General features: G+C 56.6%; 22 protein-coding genes. 11 read left to right on the top strand and 11 right to left on the bottom strand.

Features of this window, described 5'->3' with window-relative positions:
- Positions 1-63: 63 nt before the first annotated feature.
- The gene (locus QOY30_RS02680) at positions 64-2,151 is read right to left on the bottom strand and encodes a sodium:solute symporter family protein (RefSeq protein WP_283743096.1); all 2,088 of its coding nucleotides are present in this window, start codon (positions 2,149-2,151) and stop codon (positions 64-66) included.
- Positions 2,151-2,414: a DUF4212 domain-containing protein gene (locus QOY30_RS02675; RefSeq protein ID WP_283743095.1), complete on the bottom strand. Its 264-nt coding sequence runs from the start codon at positions 2,412-2,414 to the stop codon at positions 2,151-2,153. Before QOY30_RS02675 ends, QOY30_RS02680 begins: the two co-directional genes overlap by 1 nt.
- 167 nt (positions 2,415-2,581) lie before the next feature.
- On the opposite strand from QOY30_RS02675, the gene QOY30_RS02670 reads away from it, so the two are divergent.
- From QOY30_RS02670 to QOY30_RS02660, 3 genes are all read left to right on the top strand, one after another.
- Entirely contained in the window at positions 2,582-3,256 is a 675-nt protein-coding gene (locus tag QOY30_RS02670; RefSeq protein ID WP_283743094.1) for a response regulator, read from the top strand.
- 5 nt (positions 3,257-3,261) lie between these two features.
- Positions 3,262-4,662: a sensor histidine kinase gene (locus QOY30_RS02665; protein ID WP_283743093.1), complete on the top strand. Its 1,401-nt coding sequence runs from the start codon at positions 3,262-3,264 to the stop codon at positions 4,660-4,662.
- Between the two features lie 431 nt (positions 4,663-5,093).
- Positions 5,094-5,903, top strand: a complete 810-nt coding sequence (locus QOY30_RS02660) for a hypothetical protein (protein ID WP_283743092.1) — start codon at positions 5,094-5,096, stop codon at positions 5,901-5,903.
- 379 nt (positions 5,904-6,282) lie between these two features.
- Here the strand turns inward: QOY30_RS02660 and QOY30_RS02655 are convergent, their stop codons facing one another.
- The 4 genes from QOY30_RS02655 to QOY30_RS02640 all read right to left on the bottom strand — a co-directional run bounded on the left by QOY30_RS02655 (position 6,283) and on the right by QOY30_RS02640 (position 10,918).
- Entirely contained in the window at positions 6,283-6,879 is a 597-nt protein-coding gene (locus QOY30_RS02655) for a NapC/NirT family cytochrome c (RefSeq protein ID WP_283743091.1), read from the bottom strand.
- Positions 6,880-6,997: 118 nt separating this feature from the next.
- On the bottom strand, positions 6,998-9,424 hold the full coding sequence (locus tag QOY30_RS02650) for an MtrB/PioB family decaheme-associated outer membrane protein (protein WP_283743090.1): 2,427 nt from the start codon (positions 9,422-9,424) through the stop codon (positions 6,998-7,000).
- Between the two features lie 24 nt (positions 9,425-9,448).
- Positions 9,449-10,513 (bottom strand): DmsE family decaheme c-type cytochrome, encoded by a 1,065-nt coding sequence (locus QOY30_RS02645; RefSeq protein WP_283743089.1) that lies wholly within the window; start codon positions 10,511-10,513, stop codon positions 9,449-9,451.
- Positions 10,514-10,561: 48 nt separating this feature from the next.
- On the bottom strand, positions 10,562-10,918 hold the full coding sequence (locus QOY30_RS02640) for a c-type cytochrome (protein ID WP_283743088.1): 357 nt from the start codon (positions 10,916-10,918) through the stop codon (positions 10,562-10,564).
- A gap of 232 nt (positions 10,919-11,150) precedes the next feature.
- Between QOY30_RS02640 and QOY30_RS02635 the strand changes: the two genes are divergently transcribed.
- Both QOY30_RS02635 and QOY30_RS02630 read left to right on the top strand, forming a co-directional pair.
- On the top strand, positions 11,151-12,563 hold the full coding sequence (locus tag QOY30_RS02635) for a sensor histidine kinase (RefSeq protein WP_283743087.1): 1,413 nt from the start codon (positions 11,151-11,153) through the stop codon (positions 12,561-12,563).
- On the top strand, positions 12,556-13,206 hold the full coding sequence (locus QOY30_RS02630) for a response regulator (RefSeq protein WP_283743086.1): 651 nt from the start codon (positions 12,556-12,558) through the stop codon (positions 13,204-13,206). The genes QOY30_RS02635 and QOY30_RS02630 overlap by 8 nt, the downstream gene beginning before the upstream one ends.
- 82 nt (positions 13,207-13,288) lie before the next feature.
- On the opposite strand, the gene actP is transcribed toward QOY30_RS02630, so the two are convergent.
- From actP to trpC, 5 genes are all read right to left on the bottom strand, one after another.
- Positions 13,289-15,070, bottom strand: a complete 1,782-nt coding sequence (gene actP, locus QOY30_RS02625) for a cation/acetate symporter ActP (protein WP_283743085.1) — start codon at positions 15,068-15,070, stop codon at positions 13,289-13,291.
- Entirely contained in the window at positions 15,067-15,378 is a 312-nt protein-coding gene (locus QOY30_RS02620; protein WP_283743084.1) for a DUF485 domain-containing protein, read from the bottom strand. Before QOY30_RS02620 ends, actP begins: the two co-directional genes overlap by 4 nt.
- A 239-nt stretch (positions 15,379-15,617) precedes the next feature.
- Positions 15,618-16,325, bottom strand: coding sequence for a 3'-5' exonuclease (locus tag QOY30_RS02615; RefSeq protein WP_283743083.1), 708 nt, complete (start codon positions 16,323-16,325; stop codon positions 15,618-15,620).
- Positions 16,322-18,223 carry a DUF294 nucleotidyltransferase-like domain-containing protein gene (locus QOY30_RS02610; protein ID WP_283743082.1) on the bottom strand — a complete coding sequence of 634 codons (1,902 nt, stop codon included), beginning with the start codon at positions 18,221-18,223 and terminating at the stop codon, positions 16,322-16,324. Before QOY30_RS02610 ends, QOY30_RS02615 begins: the two co-directional genes overlap by 4 nt.
- A 36-nt stretch (positions 18,224-18,259) precedes the next feature.
- Positions 18,260-19,069, bottom strand: coding sequence for an indole-3-glycerol phosphate synthase TrpC (trpC, locus tag QOY30_RS02605; RefSeq protein ID WP_283743081.1), 810 nt, complete (start codon positions 19,067-19,069; stop codon positions 18,260-18,262).
- An 86-nt stretch (positions 19,070-19,155) separates the two neighbouring features.
- Between trpC and QOY30_RS02600 the strand changes: the two genes are divergently transcribed.
- The 6 genes from QOY30_RS02600 (at position 19,156) to QOY30_RS02575 (ending at position 26,920) form a co-directional block, all read left to right on the top strand.
- Positions 19,156-20,415 carry a glutamate-5-semialdehyde dehydrogenase gene (locus QOY30_RS02600; RefSeq protein WP_283746012.1) on the top strand — a complete coding sequence of 420 codons (1,260 nt, stop codon included), beginning with the start codon at positions 19,156-19,158 and terminating at the stop codon, positions 20,413-20,415.
- Between the two features lie 18 nt (positions 20,416-20,433).
- Positions 20,434-22,188 carry a dihydrolipoyl dehydrogenase gene (gene lpdA / locus QOY30_RS02595; RefSeq protein WP_283743080.1) on the top strand — a complete coding sequence of 585 codons (1,755 nt, stop codon included), beginning with the start codon at positions 20,434-20,436 and terminating at the stop codon, positions 22,186-22,188.
- Positions 22,189-22,317: 129 nt separating this feature from the next.
- Entirely contained in the window at positions 22,318-22,878 is a 561-nt protein-coding gene (locus QOY30_RS02590; RefSeq protein ID WP_283743079.1) for a TetR/AcrR family transcriptional regulator, read from the top strand.
- 49 nt (positions 22,879-22,927) lie between these two features.
- Entirely contained in the window at positions 22,928-23,797 is an 870-nt protein-coding gene (locus tag QOY30_RS02585; RefSeq protein ID WP_283743078.1) for an efflux RND transporter periplasmic adaptor subunit, read from the top strand.
- Between the two features lie 7 nt (positions 23,798-23,804).
- Positions 23,805-25,607, top strand: coding sequence for an ATP-binding cassette domain-containing protein (locus tag QOY30_RS02580; protein WP_283743077.1), 1,803 nt, complete (start codon positions 23,805-23,807; stop codon positions 25,605-25,607).
- Entirely contained in the window at positions 25,604-26,920 is a 1,317-nt protein-coding gene (locus QOY30_RS02575; protein WP_283743076.1) for an ABC transporter permease, read from the top strand. The genes QOY30_RS02580 and QOY30_RS02575 overlap by 4 nt, the downstream gene beginning before the upstream one ends.
- The last annotated feature ends 1 nt before the right edge of the window (position 26,921 follow it).

Raw genomic sequence — 26,921 nt, 5'->3', positions numbered from 1 at the left:
GATTTTGACCAAGTCGCCGCAGTATACGCCGGCGGCTTTTAACCCTGCTTCCGCAGAAGTCCGTTAATAGCCCTTGGGCTTGAAATCGCTATCCAGATTTGGATAGCGTACGTGGTCAACCAGATTCTGTATGTCCTTGTCTGGCGGAGCAGTCAGCAAGCTGCCGACTATTACGCCGATGAATCCGACCAGTATGCCGAATATCCCGGCCGAGATCGGATTGATATCCCACCACAGCGGGGCATTCACTCCGAAGAACGGATAGGTGATGTACATGTAGAACATGCAGGTAAACAATCCGCCCAGCATGCCGAGGACGGCCCCCGTTTTGTTGGCGCGCTTCCAGAATATGCCCAGCGCCAGGGCCGGGAAGAACGCGGATGCGGCCAGCGAGAATGCCGCGCCAACCAGGAACAGGATGTGGCCGGGCTTGAGCGAAGTGATATAGGCCGCGAACACCGCCACGCCAAGCAGCAATGCCTTGGCGATGAACAAGCGGCGGCCGGTCGGCGCCTTGGGATCGATCATCTTGTAGTACACGTCATGCGACAGCGAATTGGAAATGGTCAGCATCAATCCATCGGCTGTGGACAGTGCAGCGGCCAGTCCGCCCGCCGCCACCAGAGCCGTGATCACATAAGGCAGGCCTGCGATCTCCGGCGTCGCCAGCACGATCAGGTCACCACCAATGGTGATCTCGGCCAACTGAACAATGCCGTCATGATTGATGTCGGTCACGCTCATCAGCGTCTTGTCCACCGAAGCCCAGGCAGAGACCCAACTCGGCAATTCGGAAAAACTGGATCCCACCAGCAGGGTATACACATCGTACTTGGCCAGCACCGCCAATGCGGGAGCGGTGATATAGAGCAAAGAGATGAAAAACAGGGACCAGAACACCGAGTGGCGCGCTTCCTTCACCGAGGTGGTGGTATAGAAACGCATCAGGATATGCGGCAGTGCCGCGGTTCCAACCATCAGACACAACACCAGCGCCATGAAATTCTTGCGCTTGTTATCGCGCGTCGCTTCATCCGGCCCCGCAAACGGTTCGGCATGCGCCATGATCGGGCCGGACTTTTCTTTGTCCATCTCCGCCTCGCGTCGCCATTTGCTGCGTGCAGTAGTGACATCCGCCGGGAAATCGGCCGCAGCCCGATTGGCCGCTTCAAGCACCTTTGGGTCCGTATCGTGTTTGGCCTGCAGATCGGCAACAATTTTGATCAGCTTGGCTTTTTCTCCGGCCAGATAGCCCGCCCCTGCTGTGTCCAACGCAGCCAACTCATCCCGAACCGTTTTCTCGCGCTGCCTGAAGATGGAGCGCACTTCAGCCTCGCGCGCGCCGTCCGGCGTGGAGGGGTCATTCAGGACCTGTTCCCGAGCCGTCACTTTTTCCAGCACATAGCCGTAAGCAACCTGTGGAATCGGATTGCCAGTGTGCTTCACGGACAACCAGACCACCGGGATCATGTAGGCCAGAATCAGGATGACGTATTGCGCCACCTGAGTCCAGGTCACGGCGCGCATCCCACCCAGGAATGAACACACCAGTATGCTGCCCAGGCCGACGAAAACGCCTACCCCGAAATCGAGTCCGGTAAAACGGCTGGTGATCAGTCCCACACCGTATATTTGGGCGATCACATAAGTGAACGAGCACAATATCGCCGCGAACACGCCAATGGTGCGCGGGATATTGCCGCCGTAGCGTGCGCCGAGAAAATCAGGGATGGTGTACTGGCCGAACTTGCGCAGGTACGGAGCCAGCAGCAAGGCCACCAGCACGAACCCTCCGGTCCATCCCAGCACGAAGGCCAGGCCGTCGTAGCCGGACAGATACAGCGTGCCAGCCAGACCGATGAAGCTGGCAGCCGACATCCAGTCGGCACCCACCGCCATGCCGTTGAAAAAAGCAGGTACACGCCGCCCCGCCACATAATATTCCGCAACATCCGAGGTTCTCGACAGAATGCCGATCCCGGCATACAGCAATACCGTCACCCCGAGAAAGATGTAGCCCAGCATCTTGTTGGGCACGCCCATTTGTTCAAGGATGGACAACAAAACGACAAAGCCGATGAAGCCGCCCGTGTACAGCGCATAGTAACGTTTGAGTTGCGAGACGAATCGCGATTGAGCCGGTCCCGCCATCACAGATCCTTTTCCTGCACGCCGTACTCTCGATCCAGCTTGTCCATGCGGTAAGCGTAATAACCAATCAGTATCACGTAGACCAGCAAAGCTCCCTGGGCACTCATGTAAAACGAAAGCGGAAAACCCAGAAAAGTGATGGACTGTAGATCCCGCGCAAACCAGCCCACCACAAAGGTAACCACAAACCAGATGGCCAGCAGTACACCGGTCAGGCGGAGATTCTGCTGCCAGTATTGTTTGTGTTTATCCTTCAGCTGCATGTTTTTCCCGCTTAAAAAACAATGAATTCATGACCCTGCCAGCCCGCGGCTTGGACAATTAACCTCTTCCACTTAGAATAGCTGCATGCAGGGCGGATGTGGTGACAATATTCATCTGTCCTTGTCGGGAACTTAACCCTCAATTCTTACACGGCACTTACATTCCTATGCGAATCCTGATCGCCGAAGACGATGACGTACTGGCAGACGGTTTATGCAATTCCATGCGCCATTCCGGTTACGCCGTCGACTGCGTGAAGGACGGACTGGCAGCCACCCTCATCCTCAGCGGAGAACAACCTTTCGATCTGGTGATCCTGGACTTGGGCCTGCCCAAAGTGGATGGCTTCAATGTATTGCGCTGTTTGCGCGAAAAGAACAAGCAGGTACCCGTGATCATTCTCACCGCGCGCGATGCCGAAGGCGACCGGGTCAAGGGACTCGATCTCGGCGCCGACGACTACATGATCAAACCGTTCAGCCTGCCCGAGCTCGAGGCACGGGTCCGTGCGCTGATACGACGCGGTCAATGCGGGGTAAACCCGGTCTACAGCTGCGGCACGCTGACATTCGACAGCGTCGGTCGCCGCGCAACGATCAATGGTTCCACATTGGAACTCACCACCCGCGAGTTGAGCGTTCTTGAGGCACTGATGCTGCGCACCGGCTGGGTCGTCAGCAAGGAACAGTTACTGGAGCGGCTTTACAGTTACGCGGAAGAAGCCAGCAACAACGCCATCGAAGTCTACATACATCGGTTGCGCAAAAAGATCGAGCCTGCGGGAGTGACCATCCGCACCATCCGCGGCTTGGGATACGTCATCGACAACCTGCCATCCTGAGTTTCATGGGTAACAACATTCGTTCCCTGCGCAGCTACCTCATGCAGAGGCTGCTGATCTCGCTCTATCTGCTGTGGATCGTCAGTACCGTCGTCGGTTATTTCGCCACCATCAACTACGCCAACCAGCCCTACGACCTGGTCCTGCTGCAACGCGCCAATGCGGTGGCCGAACAGCTCAAGCTGGGCAGCGGCCATGAACAGCTGGACGTGATACCCATCCTCCCCGACGGCTCCGAACTGGGCATGCCGGACCGGGTGCTGTATACCGTAACAGATAGCGAAGGCAGAAAACTCGCCGGTAACGGCAACACATTGCGCCCGCTCTCATACCGGCGCGACAGGCCCGGTCCGCTCTTCAGCAACGGCGAACGCGAGGGACAAAAGACGCGCATGGTCAGCCTGACTTTCAATTCCAATGGCAACATCCTGCAACTGCATGTTTCCGAAACCACGCAACAGCGCCAAGCGCTCATCCGCGGCATTCTGGCCAACATCGTTATCCCCCAGTTATTGCTGACCCTGATCGCGCTTGCAGTTGTCTGGTACGGTTTGAAACAAGGTTTGCGTCCGTTGGATCGCTTGCGCAACGAAGTGCTGAACCGGCGGCGCGACGACCTGCGACAACTCGATGGCAGCAAAGCCCCCGCAGAAGTGCGACCATTGATCGATGCGGTCAACGATCTGCTGGAACGATTGAAACAGGTGATCGCGGCGCAACAGCGTTTCGTCGCCGACGCCGCACACCAATTGCGCACACCTTTCGCCGGCCTGAAGACGCAATCCGAACTGGCGCTGCGCACGGACGACCCCGGACGCAAACAGCATGCGCTCGAACACATCCACACCAGCACCGAACACGGTATCCGTCTGGTCAATCAGCTTCTGGCGCTGGCACGCAACGAGCCGGGCGGGCAAGACACAGGCAATTTCTCATCCCTTAACCTCAACCAACTTGCGCAGGAATGCACTGTCAACTGGGTACAAATGGCTTTGGAAAAGAACATCGACCTTGGCTACGAAGGGGCGTCCTCACCGATAACCGTGCAAGGAGATGCGAACAGCCTGATGGAGATGCTCAACAATCTGATCGACAACGCGATCCGCTATACACCGGTGGGCGGTCACATTACCGTCGGCGTGAAAGCGGCGCCGGAGGGTGCGGAATTGAGCGTCGAAGACAACGGCCCCGGCATCGAACCGCAACACCGCGAGCGAGTGTTCGAACGGTTCTACCGCATATTGGGCAGCGGGCAAAGCGGCAGCGGGCTCGGGCTTTCCATCGTCGCCGAGGTCGCCAAACGCCACGGCGCCGAGCTGACACTGGACACGGGCAGCAATGGCCGGGGAACCAGGATCACCATGCGATTCCCGCTGAAGCATTCATCGGATATTGAAGCTTACTGACCGATGATCGAATGATATCCGTAGCACTGGGCTGCATTACGATGGGCCCCTCTTCTCGTTTCAGTTGGCTACATTAAATGCTTCAACAATTGATCAAGGAAATTACGATTTCGTAATTGAAATAAAAATTGCCGGCAACTATCCGGCAAGAATTGTATGAACCGTGAATTATAAATACCCGCCTACTATTGGATATTCATTTGGTACCGCCCTGCTCGAAGATGTTCTCTCGCCTTATTCCGCGCTGCTTTACTGAATATTCATAGCAAAAAGCAGAAAAGATATAGATCTTATTTTTTATTGCTCAATTGTTAAATTACATGCATTATTAAAATGGTTTTTCCCTGCGGCACGTGCATCACAACGATATGAAAAAATGTCGGCACGTTCCAATTTAAACGGACATTAGTAGCATTTTGAGATAATCGTACATGAAAAAAATTACTGCCGTTTTATTGCTATCTGCAATTTCTGTCAGCGCATTCGCGGACGTGTCAGACATCAAGGCCTCCAATAATCAGTTCGGCATCCAAATCAGATCGACAAACGTCGATTACACAGAAACCGGCAATGGGCAACTAAACACCGCAACAGGTACACTGGATACCGAGACGGGCCGTGTATCCGGTTATGCCCTGTCCATATCCGCCATGCAGAATTTGTGGCTCGGGAACGACTATATCTTTGCCGAATATGCTCGTGCCAGCGGCAACACGAATTACGTTGGCTCCCTTCAGGGCGGCGTGTTTGGCTCAGTAGTTTCAACTTCCACTGCAGCACTTGTCGACTTCAGCACCCGCTACGGCAAAGGCTTCATTGTCAATAGCAAGCTCATGCTGACACCCTACGTTGAACTCGGCAGTCACGAATGGGACAGGGGGGTCAATCAAGGTGAAACCTATAACCACGATTATTATGGTATCGGTGCACTGTGTCAGTTTTCCCCCATACACAAGCTGGTGCTTTCAGCCAATGCCATGATCGGCAGTACGTTTAAATCAAACATTGATGTTGTTGGTGCATTCTCAGGCGCCTTGGGCAACTCCAGTTTGTACAAGGCAGGGATCAGCGCTGATTATGCGTTTGCGAAAGGCTTTCACGGAAACGTAGGCGTTGATTATATGCGTTTCAACTATAGCATCAGCGGAACATATCCAGTTGGCGGAGGCTTCGTCGCATGGGAACCGGATAGCAAGACAACTTATACAATAGCTAAAGTTGGATTAGGGCTCGCATTCTGATCCTGTTTCCGTATGAAGGGCGCGTCAGCAAAAAATTACGTTTCCCACGGGAAGTTCAGAACATCAAGGCAATACCTGTGTCGCCATCTACTGTTGCATTAGCTGGTTGCCGTTAGCATCCCGGCATGCCGAAATACAAAGCGAAGCATTGATCTTCCTGCGTCAATTCAAATTCAGCATCACACCTGGAGAATGTAAAAATTCCCAACCGTTTTTCACACTGCTGTTAATGGCCCCGCCTCTGCCCTGATCGTTTGCTCGCCACCGCGCATTGAAATGTGTAACGGGCTTGAAGTGTAATACACACACAACACACCCGATAAAAAACCCTGCCGAACAGGACAGGGTTTGGATGTTGCAAGTACATGTCAGCAGGAAATCACTCCTCGTCCGGATCCTTGTATTCCTTGGGCAGATGGTGTGCGATGCCCTTGTGGCAGTCGATGCAGGTTCCGCCTTCGGCCTTCGCCTTCATGTGCTTGTTGTAGATCGTCTGCTTTTGAATGTCGCCGCTCATGGCATCAAAGTTGTGGCAGTTGCGGCATTCGCGCGAGTCCGATGCCTTCATGCGTTCCCATTCATGGGTTGCCAGTTCCATCCGGTGAGCTTCGAATTTTTCCGGCGTATCGACGAAGCCGGTGAGTGCCCCCCAGACTTCATTGCTCGCCTGCATCTTGCGCAGCATCTTGTGTCCCCAATCCTTGGGCACATGACAATCGGAACAGATTGCACGCACGCCGGTGCGGTTGGCGAAGTGGATGGTCTTTTTGTATTCCTGGTACACGTTATCGCGCATTTCATGGCAACCGATACAGAATTCCAGCCGGTTCGTCGCTTCCATCGCGGTATTGAAACCGCCCCAGAAGATGATGCCGGAGAAGAAACCCACCACAAGCAGTGCAAGCAATGAATATTTTGCACTTGGCTGTTTCAAAATGCTCCAGGTGCGTTTCAGGATACCCGGTTTGTTATTCATGTTTTTCTCCGCTTTCAAATATCGAATCTATTGAGCAAATGTGTTTCGAGCAATAAGAAAAAAGACGGTGCACTAAATTGCCGTGCACCGCTCGCTCGATTTAATTCAGAATGCATTGTTAAAACATATAGAAATAGCTCGCGCTCACCACGCTGACAGCGTAGCTCGGCGATTGTTGGTTGGTCGGCAGCATGCTGGTCGCCGTATATCCGGTCTGGTAAGCATTGTAGTAATAGTCGTTTGACCTCAGGTTCTGGTAGATATATGCCAACCGGACTTTGCTTGCCTTGTCCAGCTTGTAATCGCCAGCAAGTCTGAGCTGCAACATTTCGTTCTTGATGTCCGGTGTAGAGCCACAGGCATATCCACCATTGCTAGTCCCAGTACAACTGGTATTGACCCAGTTATCGGTTGTCCGGTAGCTTGTCTTTCCAAATGAATACGTCAAGTCTGCAGCCAGATCGAGTTTACCTTGCATTAACCCACCATGTTTAGCGTTAATCCCAACGGTGCTATCGTCCTGCGAAAGAGTATTAGTCCACGGCTGAGTGAGCGAACCTCCAGCAATGGCTGTTCCATATGTTGCCGTAGTATGGCCCCACTGATCGTTAGCAAGATCACGTTTCCGGTTCTGTAAAGTCACATATGCAGTAGCGCTAGTATTTTCCGCAAAGTTATACCCAACATCCAAGTTTGCACTCCACGCGGTACCATTTTGCACGCCAAGAACTGCGCTGTAGTTGTCATTTACATACCGGCCGTTCAAACCCACATTCAGTTTTTCTGAAGCTTGCCAGTTAACCCCGGCCTTCAGCATTTGCTCATTCCTTGAAGCGTCGAAAAAGGCAACGTAGCCAGGCAGTTCATAGCCCTCAAGCTTTGCTTGCATCGGGTTATAAAAAGAAGAATTCACATCTGCTCTGCGGCGAGCATAGGAATAGCCGGCATTGAGTTTCACATCATCGCTTGCCTGCAAACGGTAGTTGGCTGCCAGTTTGTTTTCTGTGCTATTTGGGACCTGAACACAGGATGCGCCATTGGCGTAATAAGCTGCTGACGTTGCTGAATTAATTGCGCCTCCAGGCCCTCCACTTGCAGCGACGATTTGAGCTACAGTAAGCGAACTGTCGCACCAGCGTTGAATCTGTTCATGCTCGAACCCGATATTGAGTTTTTGGTGCTGGCTAACCCGATAATCAGCAGCCAGTTCGAACTGGGTCTTTTTGTTACTCATTGGAGTGCTAATGGAGGTTTCAGCTCCAGCCCCAAGGTCGTTAAATTTATAAACATTCGATGCCGTCTGGTTGTCGTGATCATTGAACTTCATGCCGGCAGACAACGACAAGTCTTTGGTTGTCTGGTTGGTCAATTTCAGATCGACGTGCTTTGTAACCACCAGCCCGTTAAGGGAAGACTGCGGCAACCCGCCGGCCTGCATCTGATCCTGGTTATTGAAAGACGCATTCTGGGTGGTGCGCCCGTAAGACACCCCCCCCACCAGTTTCGTGGCTTGCGAAATGTCATAGCCTCCATTCAGGTTCAACTGTTGGAAATAATTGTCCGGAGCGGTGCTCAATGTATCCACCGGGAAGGCAACTCCGGGATTCCAACCAGTCGTGTTGGGCGCAGCCACCTGAAAGAACGGATTCGAGAAATTCACGCCGTTGTAAGTGTCGCTAAACTTTGAAAAGTAGTAGCTGCCGGTGAAATGCGACTTGTCTCCCATCCAATTCAGGGCAAGGTTCATGGTATCGGTCTGATAGTTGGTGGGGTTCATGAGCATCAGGATATTTTCGCCGCGGACGGCACCGATCGATGCATTGGCAAGATTAGCATCGGATGCTGCGGAGATCAGCTTCGCGCCATCCTGGGTGAGACGGTTATAGTCGAACTGCACGCTCCATTGCTGATCGATATGATAGCCAGCATTGAATTTTGCATTCTTGCGATCCGAATGGACGTCCTCGTTATGGAAATTCGCCAGTTGATTCGGCGTCAGCGCCTGTGCTCCATAAGGAGGTATCACCCCGCCTACTGCAGCGGGTTTGGTTCTCGAATCAATGACACCAAAGGCGCTGGGCAGTATGAAGCTGTTCCCCCCCATGCTTCCTTGCAGGGGCGTTTGATAGGTGTCGGTAATGTTGTGGCGCAACTCATCGTAACCGACGCCGAAACTCCACTTTCCCTGTTTGCTCATGTTGGCGCCGATTTCGCGCGATGTCGTGCCGAGATCGTTGCCTTTGAATTCCCAGCGATTAAGTCCGTCACCTCCATCGTATGAGTTAAAAGCATCGCCGCCTTGTGCCTTGAAGTTGCCGATCAGGTAAGCACCTTTTTTGTTCAAGCCGTTATATTCGCCGAACTTGGCAGAATCCTTGGACACAGTCTCTACGCCGACATCAACCGAGTCGGTGGGGTGCGTCAAAGCCGCAACATCCGCGTCTTCAGCTTTGGCCACCAAGGGCATGGCCAGCATTACCAGCAACGCGCCTTGCACCGCCAAGGTCAACTTGCTGACTTCGAAAAGCTCTTTTTTGGTTTTCATGATAATTTCCCTTTTTTCCTGAAATTAGCGATGCAAGAACGCGCCGGCCGGGCTATTCGAGCCGTGAACCATGACGTGGCAGTTCATGCACGCGCGACCAACAGCATTTGTATTCGGGGACGCCGGGTTGGTGGCGTTGGCGATCAGTCCATTTCCACCCTGAATCCCTGCAACGTTTGCGCCATATGAAGCCTGGCTGTTGTGAGGGCCGTCGTGGCACTCGTCACACAGGAACGGCGGACGCGATTTCAGCAGTGGCGTGATGTTGGAGCCGTGCGGCGTATGGCAATTGGTGCAGTCCTCGGTCGCAGGCTGGTGTTCCCACAGGAAGGGGCCGCGCTTCTCGGCATGACAAACGTAGCAAGTCTCCGTCACCGTGGCCTTCTTGAGCATCTTGGGACCGGTGGAGCCGTGCGGGTTGTGGCAATCGGAACAGACAACCTTGCCCGCATCGATCGGATGGGTCGATATCTTGTGGGTATCGGCGCGCTGATCCTGGTGACAGGTAAAGCAGACCTCGGTTTGCGTCTTTCTGTCGCGCACCTTGTCGACCGGCGCATGCACCTTGTGGCAGTCGTTACAGGCAATCTGGTTGTTTTCATGCTGACTACCTGCCCAGTTGGTACGGTTTGTTCCCTTGTGGCAGGCCAGACACTGATCTGCACGTACCTTCACGTCGGATGCGGGGAATGTGTGTTTCTTGAACACGACATCGGGTGCCGGGCGACCTTTTCCATCCAAGTTACCCTTCAGGTGGTTCGCGCTTTCACCGTGGCAAGTCTGGCAATTCGGCGTCCTGGAATCACCTCTGACACCATGTTTGGTCTGATAGATGGCCAGGATCGGCGTTGTCTCGCTTTCATCGTGGCAGCGTGTACAGACGGCATCTTTTTTCAGGGACTCCTGAGCTGACCTGGAGGTAGCCGCTTCCATGCTGAGATCCGGAAGTTTGTTTTCTGCCGCAGGCTGATTTTGCGCAGCTGCCTGTGTGTCTGTCGCCGGTTGGCCTTCCGCCGCTAACAGGCTGGTTGCGGTGCCCATGCTGGTGATGAATGCGCACAACATCATTGTTTTTCTAAATAATTTCATGGCTCTTCCCTTTTTAAACTTGAAATTCTTTCGTTTTCTTTCGATTGGCTAGAGCGAAAGTATCCAGTCCACGAGATTCTTGATGCTTTCCGGCGAAGCTTTGCCGCTGATATTTTTGTGCTCTTCTTCATGGCCATCGGGGAATTTGGCTTTTTCGCCGGAGGTGACATGGTGGATCAGCTTTTCTTCGGCACCGGGCTTGCCACGGTATTTTTCGGCTACCTTTTTATAGGAAGGGCCGTCTTTTTCCTTGTCCACGCCGTGGCACTTGAAGCAGTTGTTTTCGCGCGCCAATGCTTTTGCAGCATCGACATCGACGGCGGCGGATGCATTAAGGGAAAAAGAAAGGGTAAGGGCAGCGGCGGTGATACTGAGTAACATTGACTTACGAGCTGAATGTGTCATTTGCATCTCCTGGATATCAAAATTATTTTCACAACATGTACAAAATCTTTTCGTGTCAGCATTGTCTTCAAACCCCGATTCCGCCACTACGGCCTATAAGCTCAAATTGCGTAAGACTATGGTTCCAATTTTTCAGACCATGGTCTTAGTCCGGAACAACCATCGCGTGATACCATTAATCGCACAATGACCGTTTAGCAAGCTTTCGCAATCACAGACCCAAGGCATCTCGATGTTCACAGCCTTCAAGCAGGTTTTCGACCGTTTGAGTTTTTCGCGCCAGTTCATGCTGGCGATCATCGCCGTGCTCACTGTCGGCATGCTGATCATCGGTACGTGGATAGGGCATCTGATCGAAAGGAATGCGGTGAACCGCACCGCTGCAATCTCGGCGGTTTACCTGGAGAGCATGTCCGCGGCACAACTTACGGATTGGTCGCGTGCCGGGACAGTAGACAGCGAAACGCACGAAGATCTGGACCGGATTTTCATCGACGGTCCTTTGCATCGGGAAGTGCTTCGCTTCAAGCTTTGGGACACCAGCGGTCGCATCGTTTACAGCAACGACCATGCACAGATCGGCCACATCTTCCCGGTGCAAGGCCGTCTTGCTGCCGCTTTCGCCGGCACGGTGCAAGCCCAGATCAGCGATCTCAAAGAGACTGATAACCTGCCAGAGTTGGTAAACTGGAATCAACTGCTCGAGATCTATGTGCCGATACGCTCCGCCGATAGCAAGGTGTATGCGGTTGCCGAGTTCTATCTTTCGGTGGACAAACTGAAACGCGACATCCTCGCCGCCCAGCAACGCAGCTGGGGGCTAGTCGCACTCTCGACTCTCGCAGTCTATCTTTTGTTGTACGGTCTGGTACGACGCGCCAACAACACCATCAATGCGCAGCAACTTGACCTGCGCAATCAGCTTCGGCAACTGCACAGCGTACTCAACGAGAACGACCGCATGCGCGAGCAATTGCACGAGGCTGGCGTGAGTACGACTTCGCTCAACGAGGAATTCCTGCTCAGGATCGCGGCCGACCTGCACGATGGACCGGCGCAAACCATCGCTTTTGCCCTGATGCGTTTCGACGAGTTTGCCGCAACCTGTCATGGCTGCGTATCTTCGCAGGGGGAAGCCCCGCATGAGCTGGACAGCATACAAAATGCACTGCAAAGCTCTCTGCGCGATGTGCGCAAGATTTCTTCCGGCCTGGCGATCCCGGGCATGGCCGAAATGACGCTCGCCGACACCGCCCGACGTGCCGTGCGCGATTTCGAACGCTTGTCCGGGCAAACCATCAAAGCCGAAATCGACGATACCCTGGGCAAAGCACCGCTGGCAATCAAGATCACGGTGTACCGGCTGTTGCAGGAATCGTTGACCAACTGCAGGCGGCACGCGCCCGGAGGTTCACCCCAGGTACAGGTGAAAAAGATCGACGGGCAGGTGTTGTTGACGATCACCGATCATGGCGCCGGTTTCGATCCCCAGGCGGCCGCTGTCGGCGGAAGATTGGGGCTGGCCTTCATGCGCGAACGCGTCCGCCTGCTCGGGGGTGTTTTTGAAATCGATTCTGCACCCGGTCGCGGCACCAGCATCCGCGCCCGGCTTCCTCTATCAACCGACGAGATGATCCATGTCTAATCCGATCCGCATCCTGCTTGCCGATGACCATCCCCTGTTCCGCGAGGGCGTCGCCCACTCGCTCAGCGCTGAACCCGATTTCGAAGTGATCGCCCAGGCTGGGAGCGGCGAAGAAGCAGTTGAAATGGTGCAAAACCTGCACCCCGACATCGTGTTGCTGGATGTCTCGATGACCGGCATGGGAGGGATCGCTGCCGCAGCAAAGATCGCCGCCAGCGCACCCGTCGTGCGCATCATGATGCTCACCGTCTCCGAAAATCGGGAAAACCTGATGGCTGCACTCAAGGCAGGCGCGCACGGCTATGTACTGAAGGGGGTTTCCGCAAGCGAGTTGCGATCCATCACCCGTCGCGTGGCAAGCGGCGAAGCCTATGTCACCCCTGCCCTGGCAGCGGATATGCTGACCGAGTTCTCCAACCCGCACCCCATTGATGCTTTTTCCGAACTGACACCGCGCGAGACCACCATCCTCCAGCTCCTGAGCCAGGGACTCACCAACCGCGAGATCGGCGAGCGCACTTTCCTGGCGGAAAAGACCGTCAAACATTACATGACAAGCATTTTGCAAAAGTTGCATGTACGCTCGCGCACAGAAGCCGCCCTGATCGCCATGCAACACGGAGTTTCCGGAACCGGGCAGTAAATCCGGGCTGCTTTCCAGCGCACAAGAAAAAGGCCACCGGGAAAACAGCCGGTGGCCCTTCTTGATGAAAAACAGTTACGTCTTAGTGAGAAGCACCCACCTCAGCGCCCAAGCCGGTTTCGGCACGAATCATCTGCGCGTCATAGGCAGCCCGTTCTTTCTTGCCGCTTTCACTGCTATCGGTGATCGACGCAATATAGGCGACGATCAGCACTGCCGGCAGAACCACGAAGGTCGGGAAGTCGTACGGGAAGATTGCCGGTCCCATTGCAAGCACTTTGGTCCATACCGTCGGGCCAATGATCAGCAGGCCGATAGAACCGAAGATGCCGGTATAGCCACCGAGTACTGCACCGCGTGTCGTCAGGCCGCGCCAGAAAATGGACATGACCAGAACGGGGAAGTTGGTGCAGGCGGCGATCGAGAAGGTCAACGCCACGATGTAGGCAACGTTCTGTTTCTCGAAGGCGATACCGAGGATCACGGCGAGTATGCCCAATCCGATCACCATCATCTTTGAAACCCACACTTCCTGCTTCTCGGATGCGGTGCCCTTCATGATCACGTTCGCATAGATATCGTGCGACAAAGCAGATGCACCCGCCAGCGTCAGACCCGATACAACCGCGAGAATGGTGGCAAAGGCGACCGCTGCAATGAAGCCGAGGAAGAAGTCACCACCCAGCGCGTGCGACAGGTAAACCGCCGGCATGCTGCCCCCACCCTTCAGGTTCAGTACGCTCTTGCTGATGTCGGCCACATACTCTGGATTGTTGGCCACGAGAACGATCGCGCCAAAACCGATGATGAAGGTCAGGATGTAGAAGAAGCCGATGAAGCATGTTCCATAGAGCACCGACTTGCGTGCCGCCTTGGAGTCGGTAACCGTGAAGAAGCGCATCAGGATGTGCGGCAATCCGGCCGTGCCGAACATCAGTGTCAATCCCAGGGAAATAGACTCGATAGGATTGGCCTTCGCCCCGATCGGCACCACGGATTTCATGATTTCCATATGTTTCGGGTGGGCGGCAACAGCGTCGGTGAACAGCTTCGCAAAGCTGAACCCTTCGTGGGCCATCACACCGAACGCCATCATGGTTGCACCGCCCAGCAGCAGACCGGCCTTGATGATCTGCACCCAGGTCGTGGCTTTCATGCCGCCGAAGGTAACGTAGGTGATGATCAGCACGCCGACGACGACAATCGATTCGCGGTAGGAGATCTGCGGTACCAAGGTATGCAGCAACTGCCCTGCACCGACTGCCTGTCCGATCAGATACCAGATGACGACAATCAGCGAGCTGATCGCGGCCATGGTGCGGACCGGTCCCTGCTTGAGACGGAACGATACAACGTCGGCATAGGTGAATTTACCGAGATTGCGCAAGCGTTCTGCGATCAGGAACAGGATGATCGGCCAACCGACGAGCCAGCCCACTGAAAACAACAGGCCATAGAAACCGTTGAAATAGACCAGCGCGGCAATACCCAGAAACGAGGCTGCCGACATGTAGTCGCCCGCGATGGCCATGCCGTTTTGAAAGCCCGTGATACCGCGTCCGGCGGCGTAGAAGTCGCTTGCCGTCTTGGTACGGGTAGCGGCCCAGTAAGTAATGACCAGCGTGACCGCAACGAACAGAACGAACATGATGATGGCATGCCAGTTAAGCGGCACTTCCGCCGGAGCAACGGCTGCTGCGGCAGCGGCTACAGGCGCTACGGCAGACGCAGGTGCGGCAGCAGATGCGGTTGCAGTAGCTGGCGCTGGGGCAGACATGGCGGCGTCTGCGGCGAAGGACAGATCAGCAGTAAGCAGCGAAGCAAAACCCAATAATGCGAAGCATGCAGATTTGAATATATTCATTTGGAGGCCTCGCGAACGATTTCGTTGACGATGGGATCGAAGACTGTGTTTGCCTTGTACACATAAATGCCCGTCAGCACACAAGACGCCAGGATCACGCCTACTCCTGCGAGCATGCCTACCGGAATCACGCTGTCGGCAGCGATGGGCTGGGTAAGAACATCCGGGGCAAACGCAATCAACAGAATGAAACCGAAATACATCACACAAACAATCGCCGACAACGTCCAGGAAAGCGTATCGCGACGGCTGACCAATTGAAGGTATTTCGGATTGCTTTGTATCTTGCTTGCAATCAATAACGACATGACTTCCTCCCTCAGTTATTTATTTACAGAAATGAAAATAGCTCAACAACAGGTGACGACTCATCGATGGTCTTGAAAAGTTGACGGTGCAAAAAAATTGTACTTTACAGTTGAATACCGTGTGCCCGGCTTGAAGCGGCGGATTCCGCATTGTTGCCACTGCGAAACAGTCGTTTCAAGGATTAGTCTCCCGACCCATTCGTGCTACCGAACACAAGGTTACGTCAGGAATCTTACGGTTAGCTTACATCACGCAGCCAGTGGTGTGTCCTCTCGAGGTCATACAAGCCCTCGAAGTCATTAATGTTTCTCTTGTGTGCTTGTGCAATGGCGATCTGGAACAGTTGCGCGGTAGCCAGTGCATCCGCCAATGCGTTATGCCTGGCCTCGATGCGGATGTTGAAACGCCCGATCCAGTCATCCAGCACACGATGAGTGCCCATCAGCGAACGATTCAGGGCAGGCATCACATAGGCCAGATCCAGCCAGGCATGCTTGAATGACAATCCCAGGTATTGGCGCATGGCACGCCGGATCATGGTTTCGTCGAAAGCAACGTGAAAAGCGACCAGTCGGGATTTGCCCAGATATTCGAGAAAGGCCAGCAAGGCCTCCACAGGATCGTCGCCTTCGCGTTGCGCAGTACTGGAAATGCCATGCACCAGTATGTTTTCCTTGCCGCTGCTCTCCTGCTGTTGCAGCACGACCGAAAAGCTGTCTTCGAGCACAATACGGCCATTGACCATTGCCACTGCACCGATGGAGATCAGCGTGTCGGTAATCAGGTTCAAGCCCGTCGTTTCGACATCGACCACTACATACCGCGAATGGTCGAACGCGCTCTTCCTCTCGCCCGCGGGTAGTGCACGCCACGCATTCAGACGTGCCCTTTGCTGCGGAGTCAGATTCGGCGCGGGAGCGAACCAGCGTTGCAGCAATTTTTTCAAAGTTGGTAATCCAGCCTCAATTTGGCCTGCGCTTTGCGCGCCTGACGGAATGCCTCCTTGAGAATGCGGCGATCCAGCTCGTTCAATGATGCCGGATCAATCAGGTTGTCCAGTGCGTCCTCACTCAGGCCCTTTGCGCTCGATTCATCGTGGTGGCGCAGGCGCAGCACCTGTATGAACAGCAGCGCATCGATCCATGCTTCGATTTCAGACGTTGGCAGGTTCATCTTCGCCGCACTCAGGCGCAAACGCTGGACGGTGTTTGTGTGCGTCACCCCGGTCGCCAGACTGAAGATGCGCGCCGCATCCACGAACGGGGTGATGCCGTTGAGCTTGAGATCGATCCGGTCCGAATCGTTCAGGACAAAATCCCGTATCACGCCCAGCGGCGGACGGTTGCGCAGGGCATTCTCGGCCATCATGTACAGGAAACGGCTATTGTCGCTGGCGACCCGTGCCAGCCACAAACGCAAGTCTTCGGCCAGATGCTGTGCCCCGTGGAGCGCGCGAAAATCGAAGAAGATGGTTGCATACAACAGTGATTCCGGCGTCCCGCCCCGAATCCAGCCCGAGAAAGTCTGCTTCCACTCTTCCAGCGACAGGCACCATTGGGGATTGCTTGCCATGATTTCACCCTTGCATAACGGGAATCCGCACATTGCGAGTTTTTCGTTGATGCGCTTCGCAACAGGCAAAAGTTTTTCCCGAGCCTGATCCGCGGTCATGCCTTGCGGCGTGTCGAAAATGATCGCGTTGTCCTGATCGGTATTCAAGGTCTGCTCGAAACGGCCTTCTGAACCCAAAGCCATCCAGCACACTCCGTTAAGCAGCGGCGTGCCCGCAAGATCGCTGGCTGCAAACTCGAGCTCGACAACCCGAACCGTAAGCAGGTCATTGAAAGTGGAAATGAACTGGGTCAACTGTTCGGCCGCAACTCCCTGCGCCATCATGTTGCGCGCCATATTGCGAATGTCCATTGCTCCCTGTTGCAACACTTCGATCGAATCGGCATGGCGTATGGCAGAACCGATCTGGCGCAGACCGACTCGCTGCAAGGCGAACAGGTCCTTTTCCGACACCAGTCCGACCAGCTTTTCATTCTCGACCACCAGCACATGGCGGAAGCCGTGCTTGGCCATGGTCAGCGCTGCTTCATGCGCCAGTGCTTGCGGCGTCAGTGTCTCCAGATATGTCGACATCACATTGATCACCGGTTGATCCAGATCGATCTGCGGCAAAGCAATGCGCTCAAGCACGTCGGGCAAGGTCAGGATGCCCAGCGGACGCCCATCCTCATCCACCGCGATCATGGAACCGACTTGCTGTTCATGCATGATCTTCAGCACCTGCCGCACCGTCATATCCGGCGGGCATGTTATCGGCGTGCGCCGGATAATCGTCGACAAGGGGCTGGCAAGCGATTGTTGCTCGACGCTCGAATTGCTGTATTGAGCCTGGATGACCTGCTTGGAGTGTTCCAGCAGATTGGCGATGCGCCGCGTGCAGAAATCGCGGAACGCGGCACTCAAGCCGATCAGTTCCCGAAAGTCGGTCGCGGACAGTTCGTAGCAGAAGACATCGTTGCCCGCCCGATAAACACTCGCGACACGGCGGTTGGCCAGCAACGCGCCCAACGGAAAGCATTCCCCTTCCGACAACTCCAGCCAGGTATCTGCCTCGGAAGCGTGCGCCACGCTCTGCTCGCCGTGCACCATGCCTTGTTTGATGACCAGGAACCGGTCCACCGGCCCTTGCTCCGGCGACACGATCACCTCGCCTTCGGGGTAATATCCCAGCCGCATGCGCTGCAGCATCCATAAAACATGGGGGAGCTCCATGTGATCGAACGGCGCGTGCCGGGTAATGAATGAAATTTCTGAAGGATGAATAGCGCTCAAGGTGTCACCTTTTGATTTAAATACCGACGACCAGGGTCATACATTCCCGAAAACCCTGGCCAATTCCGCTCCCGGCTCGGGCGCGCGCATGAACGCCTCGCCGACCAGGAAGGTATTGACCTGGTGATTGCGCATCAGCCTGACGTCGTCAGCCGTGAAGATGCCGCTTTCGGTGACAACGATGCAATCGTGCCCTTTTTCGGATGCGTAGACACGCGACAGCAGATCGAGCGTGGTTTGCAGGCTGACCTCAAAGGTGCGCAGGTTGCGATTGTTGATGCCGATCAGGTGCGTCGAGAGCTGCAGCGCGACTTCCAGCTCCTTGCCGTCATGCACTTCCACCAGCACATCCATGCCCAGCTTGTGCGCCAGCTTCTCGAGCGACTTCATCTGGTTCAGCGTCAGTGCCGAAGCGATCAGCAGGATGGCATCCGCCCCCATCGCACGCGATTGGTAGACCTGGTATTCGCTCACGATGAAATCCTTGCGCAATACCGGCAGGCTGCAAGCCTCGCGCGCTTGCTTCAGGTACGCCGCACTGCCCTGAAAGAACTGCTCATCGGTGAGCACCGACAAACAGGCTGCGCCATGCCGCTCGTAACTGGCGGCGATCTCGGCCGGACGAAAATCAGCCCGAATAACCCCTTTGCTGGGACTGGCTTTCTTGATCTCGGCAATGATCGCCGACTGTCCGGCAGCGATCTTGCCGCGAATGGCGCCTGCAAAGTCCCGTGCAGGCGCTGCCTGTTCGGCTTCCGCACGCATCACAGGCAGGGGCTTGGCAAACAATGCGGCGGCAATTTCCTGGTTCTTGACCGCGAGAATCTTGTTGAGGATGTCGGACATGCTGTGGTTCTCTTTTTATAGAGTCTGCATTCTATCGCAAGCGGAATGCTAAAATGCAGGGCACAGTGCAACATTTGGAAGCCTTCATGGAAGACGTCAAGCAATACATGCAGTCCGTCGGCAAGCAGGCGCGCGCCGCGTCGCGCCTGATGGCTCAGGCTGATACCAACACAAAAAACCGTGCGCTGCTTGCCATCGCCGATGCCATTCTGCACAGCAGCGCTGCACTCATCGCCGCCAACAGCAAAGACGTCGCGGCAGCCAAAACCAACGGCCTGGATGCCGCTTCGGTAGACCGCCTCACCCTCACCGAAAAAACGATCAAAGGCATGGCCGAAGGCCTGCAGCAAATCGCACAACTGGCCGATCCCATCGGCGAAATCAGCGACATGAAATTCCGCCCGTCCGGCATCCAGGTCGGCAAGATGCGCGTGCCGCTCGGTGTCATCGGCATCATTTACGAATCACGTCCGAATGTGACGGCGGATGCCGCAGGACTGTGCCTGAAATCCGGCAACGCCTGCATCCTGCGCGGCGGCTCCGAGGCACTCCATTCCAACCAGGCCATCGCCGCCTGCGTGCACGCCGGCCTGAAAGCCGCCGGTTTGCCGGAGACCGCAGTGCAGGTCGTCAATACGACCGACCGCGCTGCCGTGGGCGAACTCATCACCCTGACCGCTTATGTGGATGTGATCGTGCCGCGCGGCGGCAAGGAATTGATCGAACGTATATCGAACGAGGCGCGCATCCCGGTGATCAAGCACCTGCACGGGGTGTGCCACGTCTACATCGATGACGAAGCGGATATCGGCAAAGCCATCCGCATCGCCGACAACGCCAAGACTCACCGCTACGGCGTGTGCAACGCGATGGAGACCCTGCTGGTGAATACGAACATTGCGGCGAAAGTGCTGCCCGAGTTATGCAAAATCTATCTGGACAAAGGTGTGGAACTGCGCGGCGACGACGCATCGCGCAAACTGGTCTCGCAGATGAAGGTCGCGACCGAAGAGGATTGGCACACGGAATACCTCGCGCCCATCCTCAGCATCCGTGTGGTCGCCGATCTGGATGCGGCAATCGCACATATCGACACCTACGGCTCACAACATACCGACAGTATCGTGACGGAGAACTACACCAAAGCGATGCGTTTCCTGAGAGAAGTGGATTCCAGCAGCGTCATGGTCAATGCTTCGACACGCTTTGCAGACGGTTTCGAGTACGGCCTGGGCGCTGAAATCGGCATTTCCACCGACAAAATTCATGCACGCGGGCCGGTAGGATTGGAAGGATTGACTTCGCAGAAGTACATTGTGCTCGGCAACGGGCAAATCAGAGTCTAAATAATAAGAGAGAAAAACATGAGCCAAACCATTGAAATCAAAGTCCCTGACATCGGGAGCTTCAAAAATGTCGCCGTCATCGAGATCTCGGTAAAACCCGGCGATCGAATCGCAAAGGAGCAAGCCCTCGTTTCGCTGGAAACAGACAAAGCCACAGTGGACGTGCCGTCTCCCGTTGCAGGCGTGGTGAAACAGATCAAGATCAAGGTGGGCGACAAGGTCAGTGAAGGTTCGGTGATTCTGCTGCTTGAAAGTCAGGATACAGGAGACGGGAAACAGGATTCAGTAAAACCCGCCGTCGCGTCCGCACCCGCAGCCCCCACCCCTGAGTCCCGAATCCCGAATCCCGTATCCTCGGATCTACATGCCGAAGTCGTCGTTCTCGGCGCCGGCCCCGGCGGCTATACCGCGGCATTCCGTGCCGCCGACCTCGGCAAGCAGGTCGTATTGATCGAGAAGGAATCCGCACTTGGCGGCGTGTGCCTCAATGTCGGTTGTATCCCGTCCAAAGCGCTGTTGCATGTGGCCAAGGTCATCACGGAAGCGGAAGAGGTCGGCCATCACGGCGTGACTTTCGGCAAGCCCAAGATCGACATCGACGGCATCCGCGCGTGGAAGGAGAGCGTGATCTCCAAATCCACCGGCGGCCTGGCCGGACTCGCCAAGCAACGCAAGGTGCAGGTATTGAGCGGCAAGGCACAATTCTCCTCGCCCAACAGCCTGTCTGTGCAAACCGCCGACGGCGTGAAGACCGTCACGTTCGACAATGCGATCGTGGCCGCCGGTTCCAGCGTGGCGCGCATCCCGGGCTTCCCCTACGACGATCCGCGTATGATCGATTCCACCGGCGCCTTGGCACTGAAGGATATCCCGAAGCGCATGCTGGTCATCGGCGGCGGCATCATCGGCCTGGAAATGGCGACGGTGTATGACGCACTCGGTTCCAAGATCACGGTGGTCGAGTTGATGGACCAATTGATGCCCGGCGCGGACAAGGACTTGGTCAAGCCGCTGCACACCCGCATCGCCAAGCGCTACGAAGCCATCATGCTGAAAACCAAGGTCACGAAGATCGAGGCGACCAAAGCTGGACTGAAGGTCACTTTCGAAGGCGAACAGGCACCTGCCGAAGCGCAGGTGTACGACAAGGTGCTGATGGCCGTGGGCCGCCGCCCGAACGGGCGCGAGATCAACGCCGAAGCGGCAGGCCTGACCGTGAACGAGCGCGGCTTCATCCCCGTGGACAAACAGATGCGCACCAACGTGCCGCACATCTTCGCCATCGGCGACATCGTCGGCGACCCGATGCTGGCACACAAGGCGGTGCATGAAGGCAAGGTCGCGGCGGAGAACATCGCCGGACACAAGGCCTTCTTCGAACCGATGACGATTCCTTCCGTGGCCTACACCGATCCCGAAGTGGCATGGATGGGACTGACCGAAACGCAAGCGCAGGCCAAAGGCGTCACCTACGAAAAAGCTTCCTTCCCGTGGATGGCCTCCGGCCGTGCAGGTTCAGTGGGCCGCCCCGAGGGGATAACCAAAGTGCTGCTGGATCCGACCTCGCGCCGCATCCTCGGCATGGGCATCGTCGGCGTGAATGCAGGCGAACTGATCGCCGAAGGCGTGCTGGCACTGGAAATGGGTGCCGACATGGAAGACATCGGCCTCACCATCCACCCGCACCCGACGCTGTCCGAAACCCTGTGCTTCGCTGCAGAGATGGCGGAAGGCACCATCACAGACCTGATTTCCCCGAAAAAAAAGCACTGATCATTCCTTCAATGCGCCCGTCTCTGCAACAGAGACGGGCGTTTTCATTTTCAGCGATCCCGGATAAATTTGAAGTTCGCGGACAAAATTGGTAGCCTTACCAAACCGAAGCGACTTCCGGGTGGATAAATGGGCATCAGGGAAGACATTCTGATTGCAGGCTCGACGCTGTTGCGCGAAAAAGGCGTGGCCGCACTGACACAGCCCAGGATCGCGCAGGCGGCCCGCATCAAACAAAGCCACCTGACCTACTACTTCCCGACTCGCGCCAATCTTTTATTGGCGATTGCCGAGTTCACGATTTTCAGCGTGATGGACAATGTGGCCATGCAGTTGCAGGCGAAGCCGCAGGGCAAGACACTGGCGGATGCAGTTTCGAAGATCTTGATCGAAGGCATTCCACCACGCGTGTTTATCGGTCTGATCGTCGCCGCCGACAGCGACCCCGATATCCGCAAACTGCTGCGCAAGCTGATCCGGCATACGCGCACTGTCATGCAACATCTGCTGCAAGAGGCGGGCATCGCTGCAGACGATGAAGCAGCACGATTGTTTCACGCCACCATCATCGGGCTGGCCGTCATGCATCAAGCGCGGCTTAACAGAGAGTCTGCAAATGAAGTGCGCGATGGCGTAGCCACCCTGATTCGAGTACTGACCCCCAAGCCGGTAAAGCGGGCGCGATCATGAATACACTTCTGCGATTTTCGGACCCGGCACGGGTCCAGGGACCAAAACCATGAAAAAGAAAATCCTCCTTTTCCTTGCCGCTGCGATAGTACTCGGTGCGTCCGGCGCCGCGTATTTTGGTAGCCGTCGCACCGCAAACGCCGACACGCTGACGCTCTACGGCAACGTCGACATCAGACAGGTCCAACTTGCTTTCAACGGTTCGGAGCGCATCACGAAGATGCTGGTGAAGGAAGGCGACCCCGTCAAAAAGGGCCAGTTGCTGGCGACGCTGGACACGGAAACGCTGCGACAGAAAGTCCGCAAGGCCGAGGCCGACATGGAGGCCGCGCGCTACGCCTCAGTCAATGCGGCGAACACTTACCGGCGGACCAGGATGTTGGTCGACAAACACTTCGTTGCGCAGCAGCAGGTGGACGATGCCCGTACCGCATCCGATGCCGCGCTGGCGGGGTTCCACTCGGCTCAGGCGGGGCTTGAACTGGCGCGCAGGGCACTGATCGATGCCTCACTGTACTCACCGGACAACGGCGTGATCCAGGAACGCATTCTCGAACCGGGCGACATGGCTACACCGCAACTCCCGGTCTACACGCTCGCAATGACAGACCCGCTCTGGGTGCGCGTTTATGTGAAGGAAGGCGATCTCGGCAAGATCAGGCCGGGCATGCACGCCGAGGTGGCGACCGACAGTTATCCCAACAAGCGCTACAACGCGTGGCTGGGCTACATTTCGCCGACTGCTGAATTCACACCGAAATCGGTGGAGACCACCGAAGTGCGCAGCAGTCTGGTCTACCAGGTGCGCATCTTCGTGTGCAACCCGCAGAATGAATTGCGCCTCGGCATGCCTGCCACGGTTACGATCGCACTGGGCCAATCCGCCGCCACGGACAACGAGCACTGCCCGAATCCGTGAGGTTGGCGTGAACGCGGTTAATCACGAGATGGCGTCACCCGCTCCCGCGAGCCCGGGCAGCGGGGTCGCACTGGTCGTAGAACAACTCTCCAAGTCCTTCCTCATTGGCAAACGCAGGATCCAGGCGCTGCATGACGTCAGCTTCAGCGTGCGCCAAGGCGTGGTCACCGGACTGGTCGGCCCCGACGCAGCCGGCAAGACCACACTGATGCGTCTCGCGGCCGGACTGATGGTGCCGGACAGCGGCGCCATCAGCGTGCTCGGCATGGATGCCGCCACGCAGTCGCTCGCGGTACAGGGCACTATCGGTTACATGCCGCAGCGCTTCGGCCTCTACGAAGACCTTACCGTGCAGGAGAACCTCGACCTTTATGCCGACCTGCAGGGCGTGCCGGAAGCGGCGCGTGCGGAACGTTACCGCGAACTCATGCACATGGCCGGGCTTGAGCCGTTTGCCAAGCGACTGGCCGGACAACTCTCGGGCGGCATGAAACAGAAACTCGGCCTTGCCTGCGCGCTGGTGCGCCAGCCGGCACTGCTGCTGCTCGACGAGCCCACGGTCGGCGTGGACCCGCTGTCGCGCCGCGAACTGTGGGACATCGTCTATCGCCTGGTGCGCGAGCAGGGCACCAGCGTGCTGCTTACCACGGCCTATCTCGATGAAGCGGAACGCTGCGATGACGTGGTATTGCTGCACGAAGGGCGGCTGCTCGACCAGGGCGCGCCCGCCGTGCTGCGCGAAACCATGCGCGGCCACACCTACCGCGTCACGGTGGCAGGCATGGACAAGCGCGTGCTGCAGAACCGTATCGCGCAAGCGCCGGGCGTGATGGATGCGCTGATCCAGGGCGACCACGTGCGCGTGGTTATGAAAAGCGATGCACCTGTCGATTTCGCAGTTCTATGCCCTGCTGCGGTTGGCATCGAGGCAGCAGCGGTGGCGCCGCGTTTCGAGGACAGTTTCGTCGCCCTGCTCAAGGCCGGGGCGGACGGCACCGGGATGGCGAGCAAGCAGCCGCCACAGGCAGCACCCGCTCCGCGCGCGGCAATGGACAAGCCGGTCATCGAGGTGCGCAACCTGCAGCGCCGTTTCGGCAGTTTCTATGCAGTGAACAACATCAGTTTTACAGTCAGCCGGGGCGAGGTGTTCGGGCTGCTCGGTGCAAACGGTGCGGGCAAGTCCACCACCTTCCGCATGCTGTGCGGCCTGTTGCCGCCGAGCGGCGGCACGCTGCGCGTCGCGAGTGCCGACCTGCGCCATGCCGCGGCGGCGGCACGTGCGCGCATCGGCTACATGTCGCAGAAATTTTCGCTCTATGAAAACCTCAGCGTGGCCGAGAACCTGCGCTTCTTCAGCAGCGCCTACGATTTGTCCGGTGCGCGCCGCAGGCAGCGCATGGACTGGGCGCTGCAGGAATTCGAACTGGCTCCGATGGCGGAGCTTACCAGTGGCGACCTTTCGCTAGGCTACAAGCAGCGTCTGGCGCTGGCCTGCGCGCTGATGCACGAGCCGGAGATATTATTCCTCGACGAGCCGACGTCCGGTGTCGATCCGCTGGCACGGCGCGAGTTCTGGTCGCGCATCAACGCGCTGGCAGGACAGGGGGTGACCATCATGGTCACCACGCACTTCATGGAGGAAGCGGAATATTGCGACCGGCTCGCCATCATGGCGGCTGGCGAGATATTGACCATGGGTACGCCGGGCAGCATCAAGGCGCAGGCGCGTACCGCAGCACAGCCCGAACCCACCATGGAAGATGCTTTTATCGGGCTGATCATGGCGCATGAGCAGCGGGAGGTGGCATGATGATTCATGACGATAGAAACCGTAGCGAGCGAGCCGGCAACGGGGTCGCACGGAGCGCAGGCACCGGAGTGTACACGTCAGTACATGAGGATGCCGAGCACCGCGCCGACAATTCCGCACCCGCTTCAGCGGGTAGCGGATTGCGTACTTTTAGTGCGACCTCTTTGCCGGTTCGCGCAGTAGGTTTATTTCGTCATGATAGCCGCATGCGGTTGCGCGGGCTGATCCGCAAGGAATTCCTGCAGATCGTGCGCGACCCCAGCAGTATTGCAATTGCCTTCCTGATGCCGATCTTCCTGCTGCTGCTGTTCGGTTACGGCGTGTCGCTGGATTCCGAACACATTCCGCTGGCGCTGGTGGTGGAACAGCCGAACGCGGATACCGCCGACTTCACCGCGGAGTTCGATCACTCGAAGTATTTCGTGACTTCATACTATTCCGGCACGCGCGAGGCAGAGCAGGCCATGATGGCCGGGCGCGTCAGCGCCATCGTGGTGCTGCGCCGGGATTTCGCCAGCGCACTGCGTCGCAGCGACGGCGCACCGATACAGCTCATCGTTAACGGCGTGGACGCGAACACGGGACGCATCATCTCCGGCTACGTGCGGGGCGCGTGGGGCAGCTGGCTGGCGCATGCGGCACAGAAACGCGGCCAGGTTCTGCAGGTCCCGGTGCAGATGGAGCAACGCGTGTGGTTCAACAGCGAATTGCGCAGCCGCAATTTCCTGGTACCCGGACTGGTCGCGGTCATCATGACGCTGATCGGCGCCTTGCTGACCGCGATGGTGATGTCGCGCGAATGGGAACGCGGCACGATGGAAGCGCTGCTGGTCACGCCGCTGTCGATGCGCGAGGTGATCATCGGCAAACTGCTGCCCTATTTCATTCTCGGCATGGGCGGCCTCGTGCTGGCCGTCGGCATGTCGCTGTTCCTGTTCGAGGTGCCGCTGCGCGGATCACTCTGGGTGTTGTTCGCAGCCTCCGCGCTGTTCCTCGTCACCGCGCTCAGTATGGGACTGTTGATCTCCACCGTGGCGCGCAGCCAGTTCGTCGCCGGCCTGATCGCACTCATCGCCACCTTCCTGCCCGCCTTCCTGCTTTCCGGTTTCATCTTCGATATCGGCAGCATGCCCACTGTGGTCCAGGTCATCACCCACATCGTCGCCGCGCGCTACTACGTCGCCATCCTGCAGACGGTATTCCTCGCGGGCAACGTGTGGGAAGTGATCGTGCCGAATGCACTGGCGCTGGTGCTGCTGGCAACGATCTTCCTCGGCCTGACCTGGCGCAATGCGCGCAAGAGACTGGAGTGAC

Origin of the sequence: Sideroxydans sp. CL21 (genome assembly GCF_902459525.1) — a bacterium.
Taxonomy (GTDB): domain Bacteria; phylum Pseudomonadota; class Gammaproteobacteria; order Burkholderiales; family Gallionellaceae; genus Sideroxyarcus.
The sequence above is the reverse complement of the archived record's forward strand: the minus strand, read 5'-3'. Positions and strand labels throughout refer to the sequence as shown.

Bases quoted from the DNA above. Each gene is read 5' to 3' on its own strand.
- QOY30_RS02680 (WP_283743096.1), bottom strand. From the start codon at position 2,151: ATGGCGGGACCGGCTCAATCGCGATTCGTCTCGCAACTCAAACGTTAC.
- QOY30_RS02675 (WP_283743095.1), bottom strand. From the start codon at position 2,414: ATGCAGCTGAAGGATAAACACAAACAATACTGGCAGCAGAATCTCCGC.
- QOY30_RS02670 (WP_283743094.1), top strand. From the start codon at position 2,582: ATGCGAATCCTGATCGCCGAAGACGATGACGTACTGGCAGACGGTTTA.
- QOY30_RS02665 (WP_283743093.1), top strand. From the start codon at position 3,262: ATGGGTAACAACATTCGTTCCCTGCGCAGCTACCTCATGCAGAGGCTG.
- QOY30_RS02660 (WP_283743092.1), top strand. From the start codon at position 5,094: ATGAAAAAAATTACTGCCGTTTTATTGCTATCTGCAATTTCTGTCAGC.
- QOY30_RS02655 (WP_283743091.1), bottom strand. From the start codon at position 6,879: ATGAATAACAAACCGGGTATCCTGAAACGCACCTGGAGCATTTTGAAA.
- QOY30_RS02650 (WP_283743090.1), bottom strand. From the start codon at position 9,424: ATGAAAACCAAAAAAGAGCTTTTCGAAGTCAGCAAGTTGACCTTGGCG.
- QOY30_RS02645 (WP_283743089.1), bottom strand. From the start codon at position 10,513: ATGAAATTATTTAGAAAAACAATGATGTTGTGCGCATTCATCACCAGC.
- QOY30_RS02640 (WP_283743088.1), bottom strand. From the start codon at position 10,918: ATGACACATTCAGCTCGTAAGTCAATGTTACTCAGTATCACCGCCGCT.
- QOY30_RS02635 (WP_283743087.1), top strand. From the start codon at position 11,151: ATGTTCACAGCCTTCAAGCAGGTTTTCGACCGTTTGAGTTTTTCGCGC.
- QOY30_RS02630 (WP_283743086.1), top strand. From the start codon at position 12,556: ATGTCTAATCCGATCCGCATCCTGCTTGCCGATGACCATCCCCTGTTC.
- actP (WP_283743085.1), bottom strand. From the start codon at position 15,070: ATGAATATATTCAAATCTGCATGCTTCGCATTATTGGGTTTTGCTTCG.
- QOY30_RS02620 (WP_283743084.1), bottom strand. From the start codon at position 15,378: ATGTCGTTATTGATTGCAAGCAAGATACAAAGCAATCCGAAATACCTT.
- trpC (WP_283743081.1), bottom strand. From the start codon at position 19,069: ATGTCCGACATCCTCAACAAGATTCTCGCGGTCAAGAACCAGGAAATT.
- QOY30_RS02600 (WP_283746012.1), top strand. From the start codon at position 19,156: ATGGAAGACGTCAAGCAATACATGCAGTCCGTCGGCAAGCAGGCGCGC.
- lpdA (WP_283743080.1), top strand. From the start codon at position 20,434: ATGAGCCAAACCATTGAAATCAAAGTCCCTGACATCGGGAGCTTCAAA.
- QOY30_RS02590 (WP_283743079.1), top strand. From the start codon at position 22,318: ATGGGCATCAGGGAAGACATTCTGATTGCAGGCTCGACGCTGTTGCGC.
- QOY30_RS02585 (WP_283743078.1), top strand. From the start codon at position 22,928: ATGAAAAAGAAAATCCTCCTTTTCCTTGCCGCTGCGATAGTACTCGGT.
- QOY30_RS02575 (WP_283743076.1), top strand. From the start codon at position 25,604: ATGATGATTCATGACGATAGAAACCGTAGCGAGCGAGCCGGCAACGGG.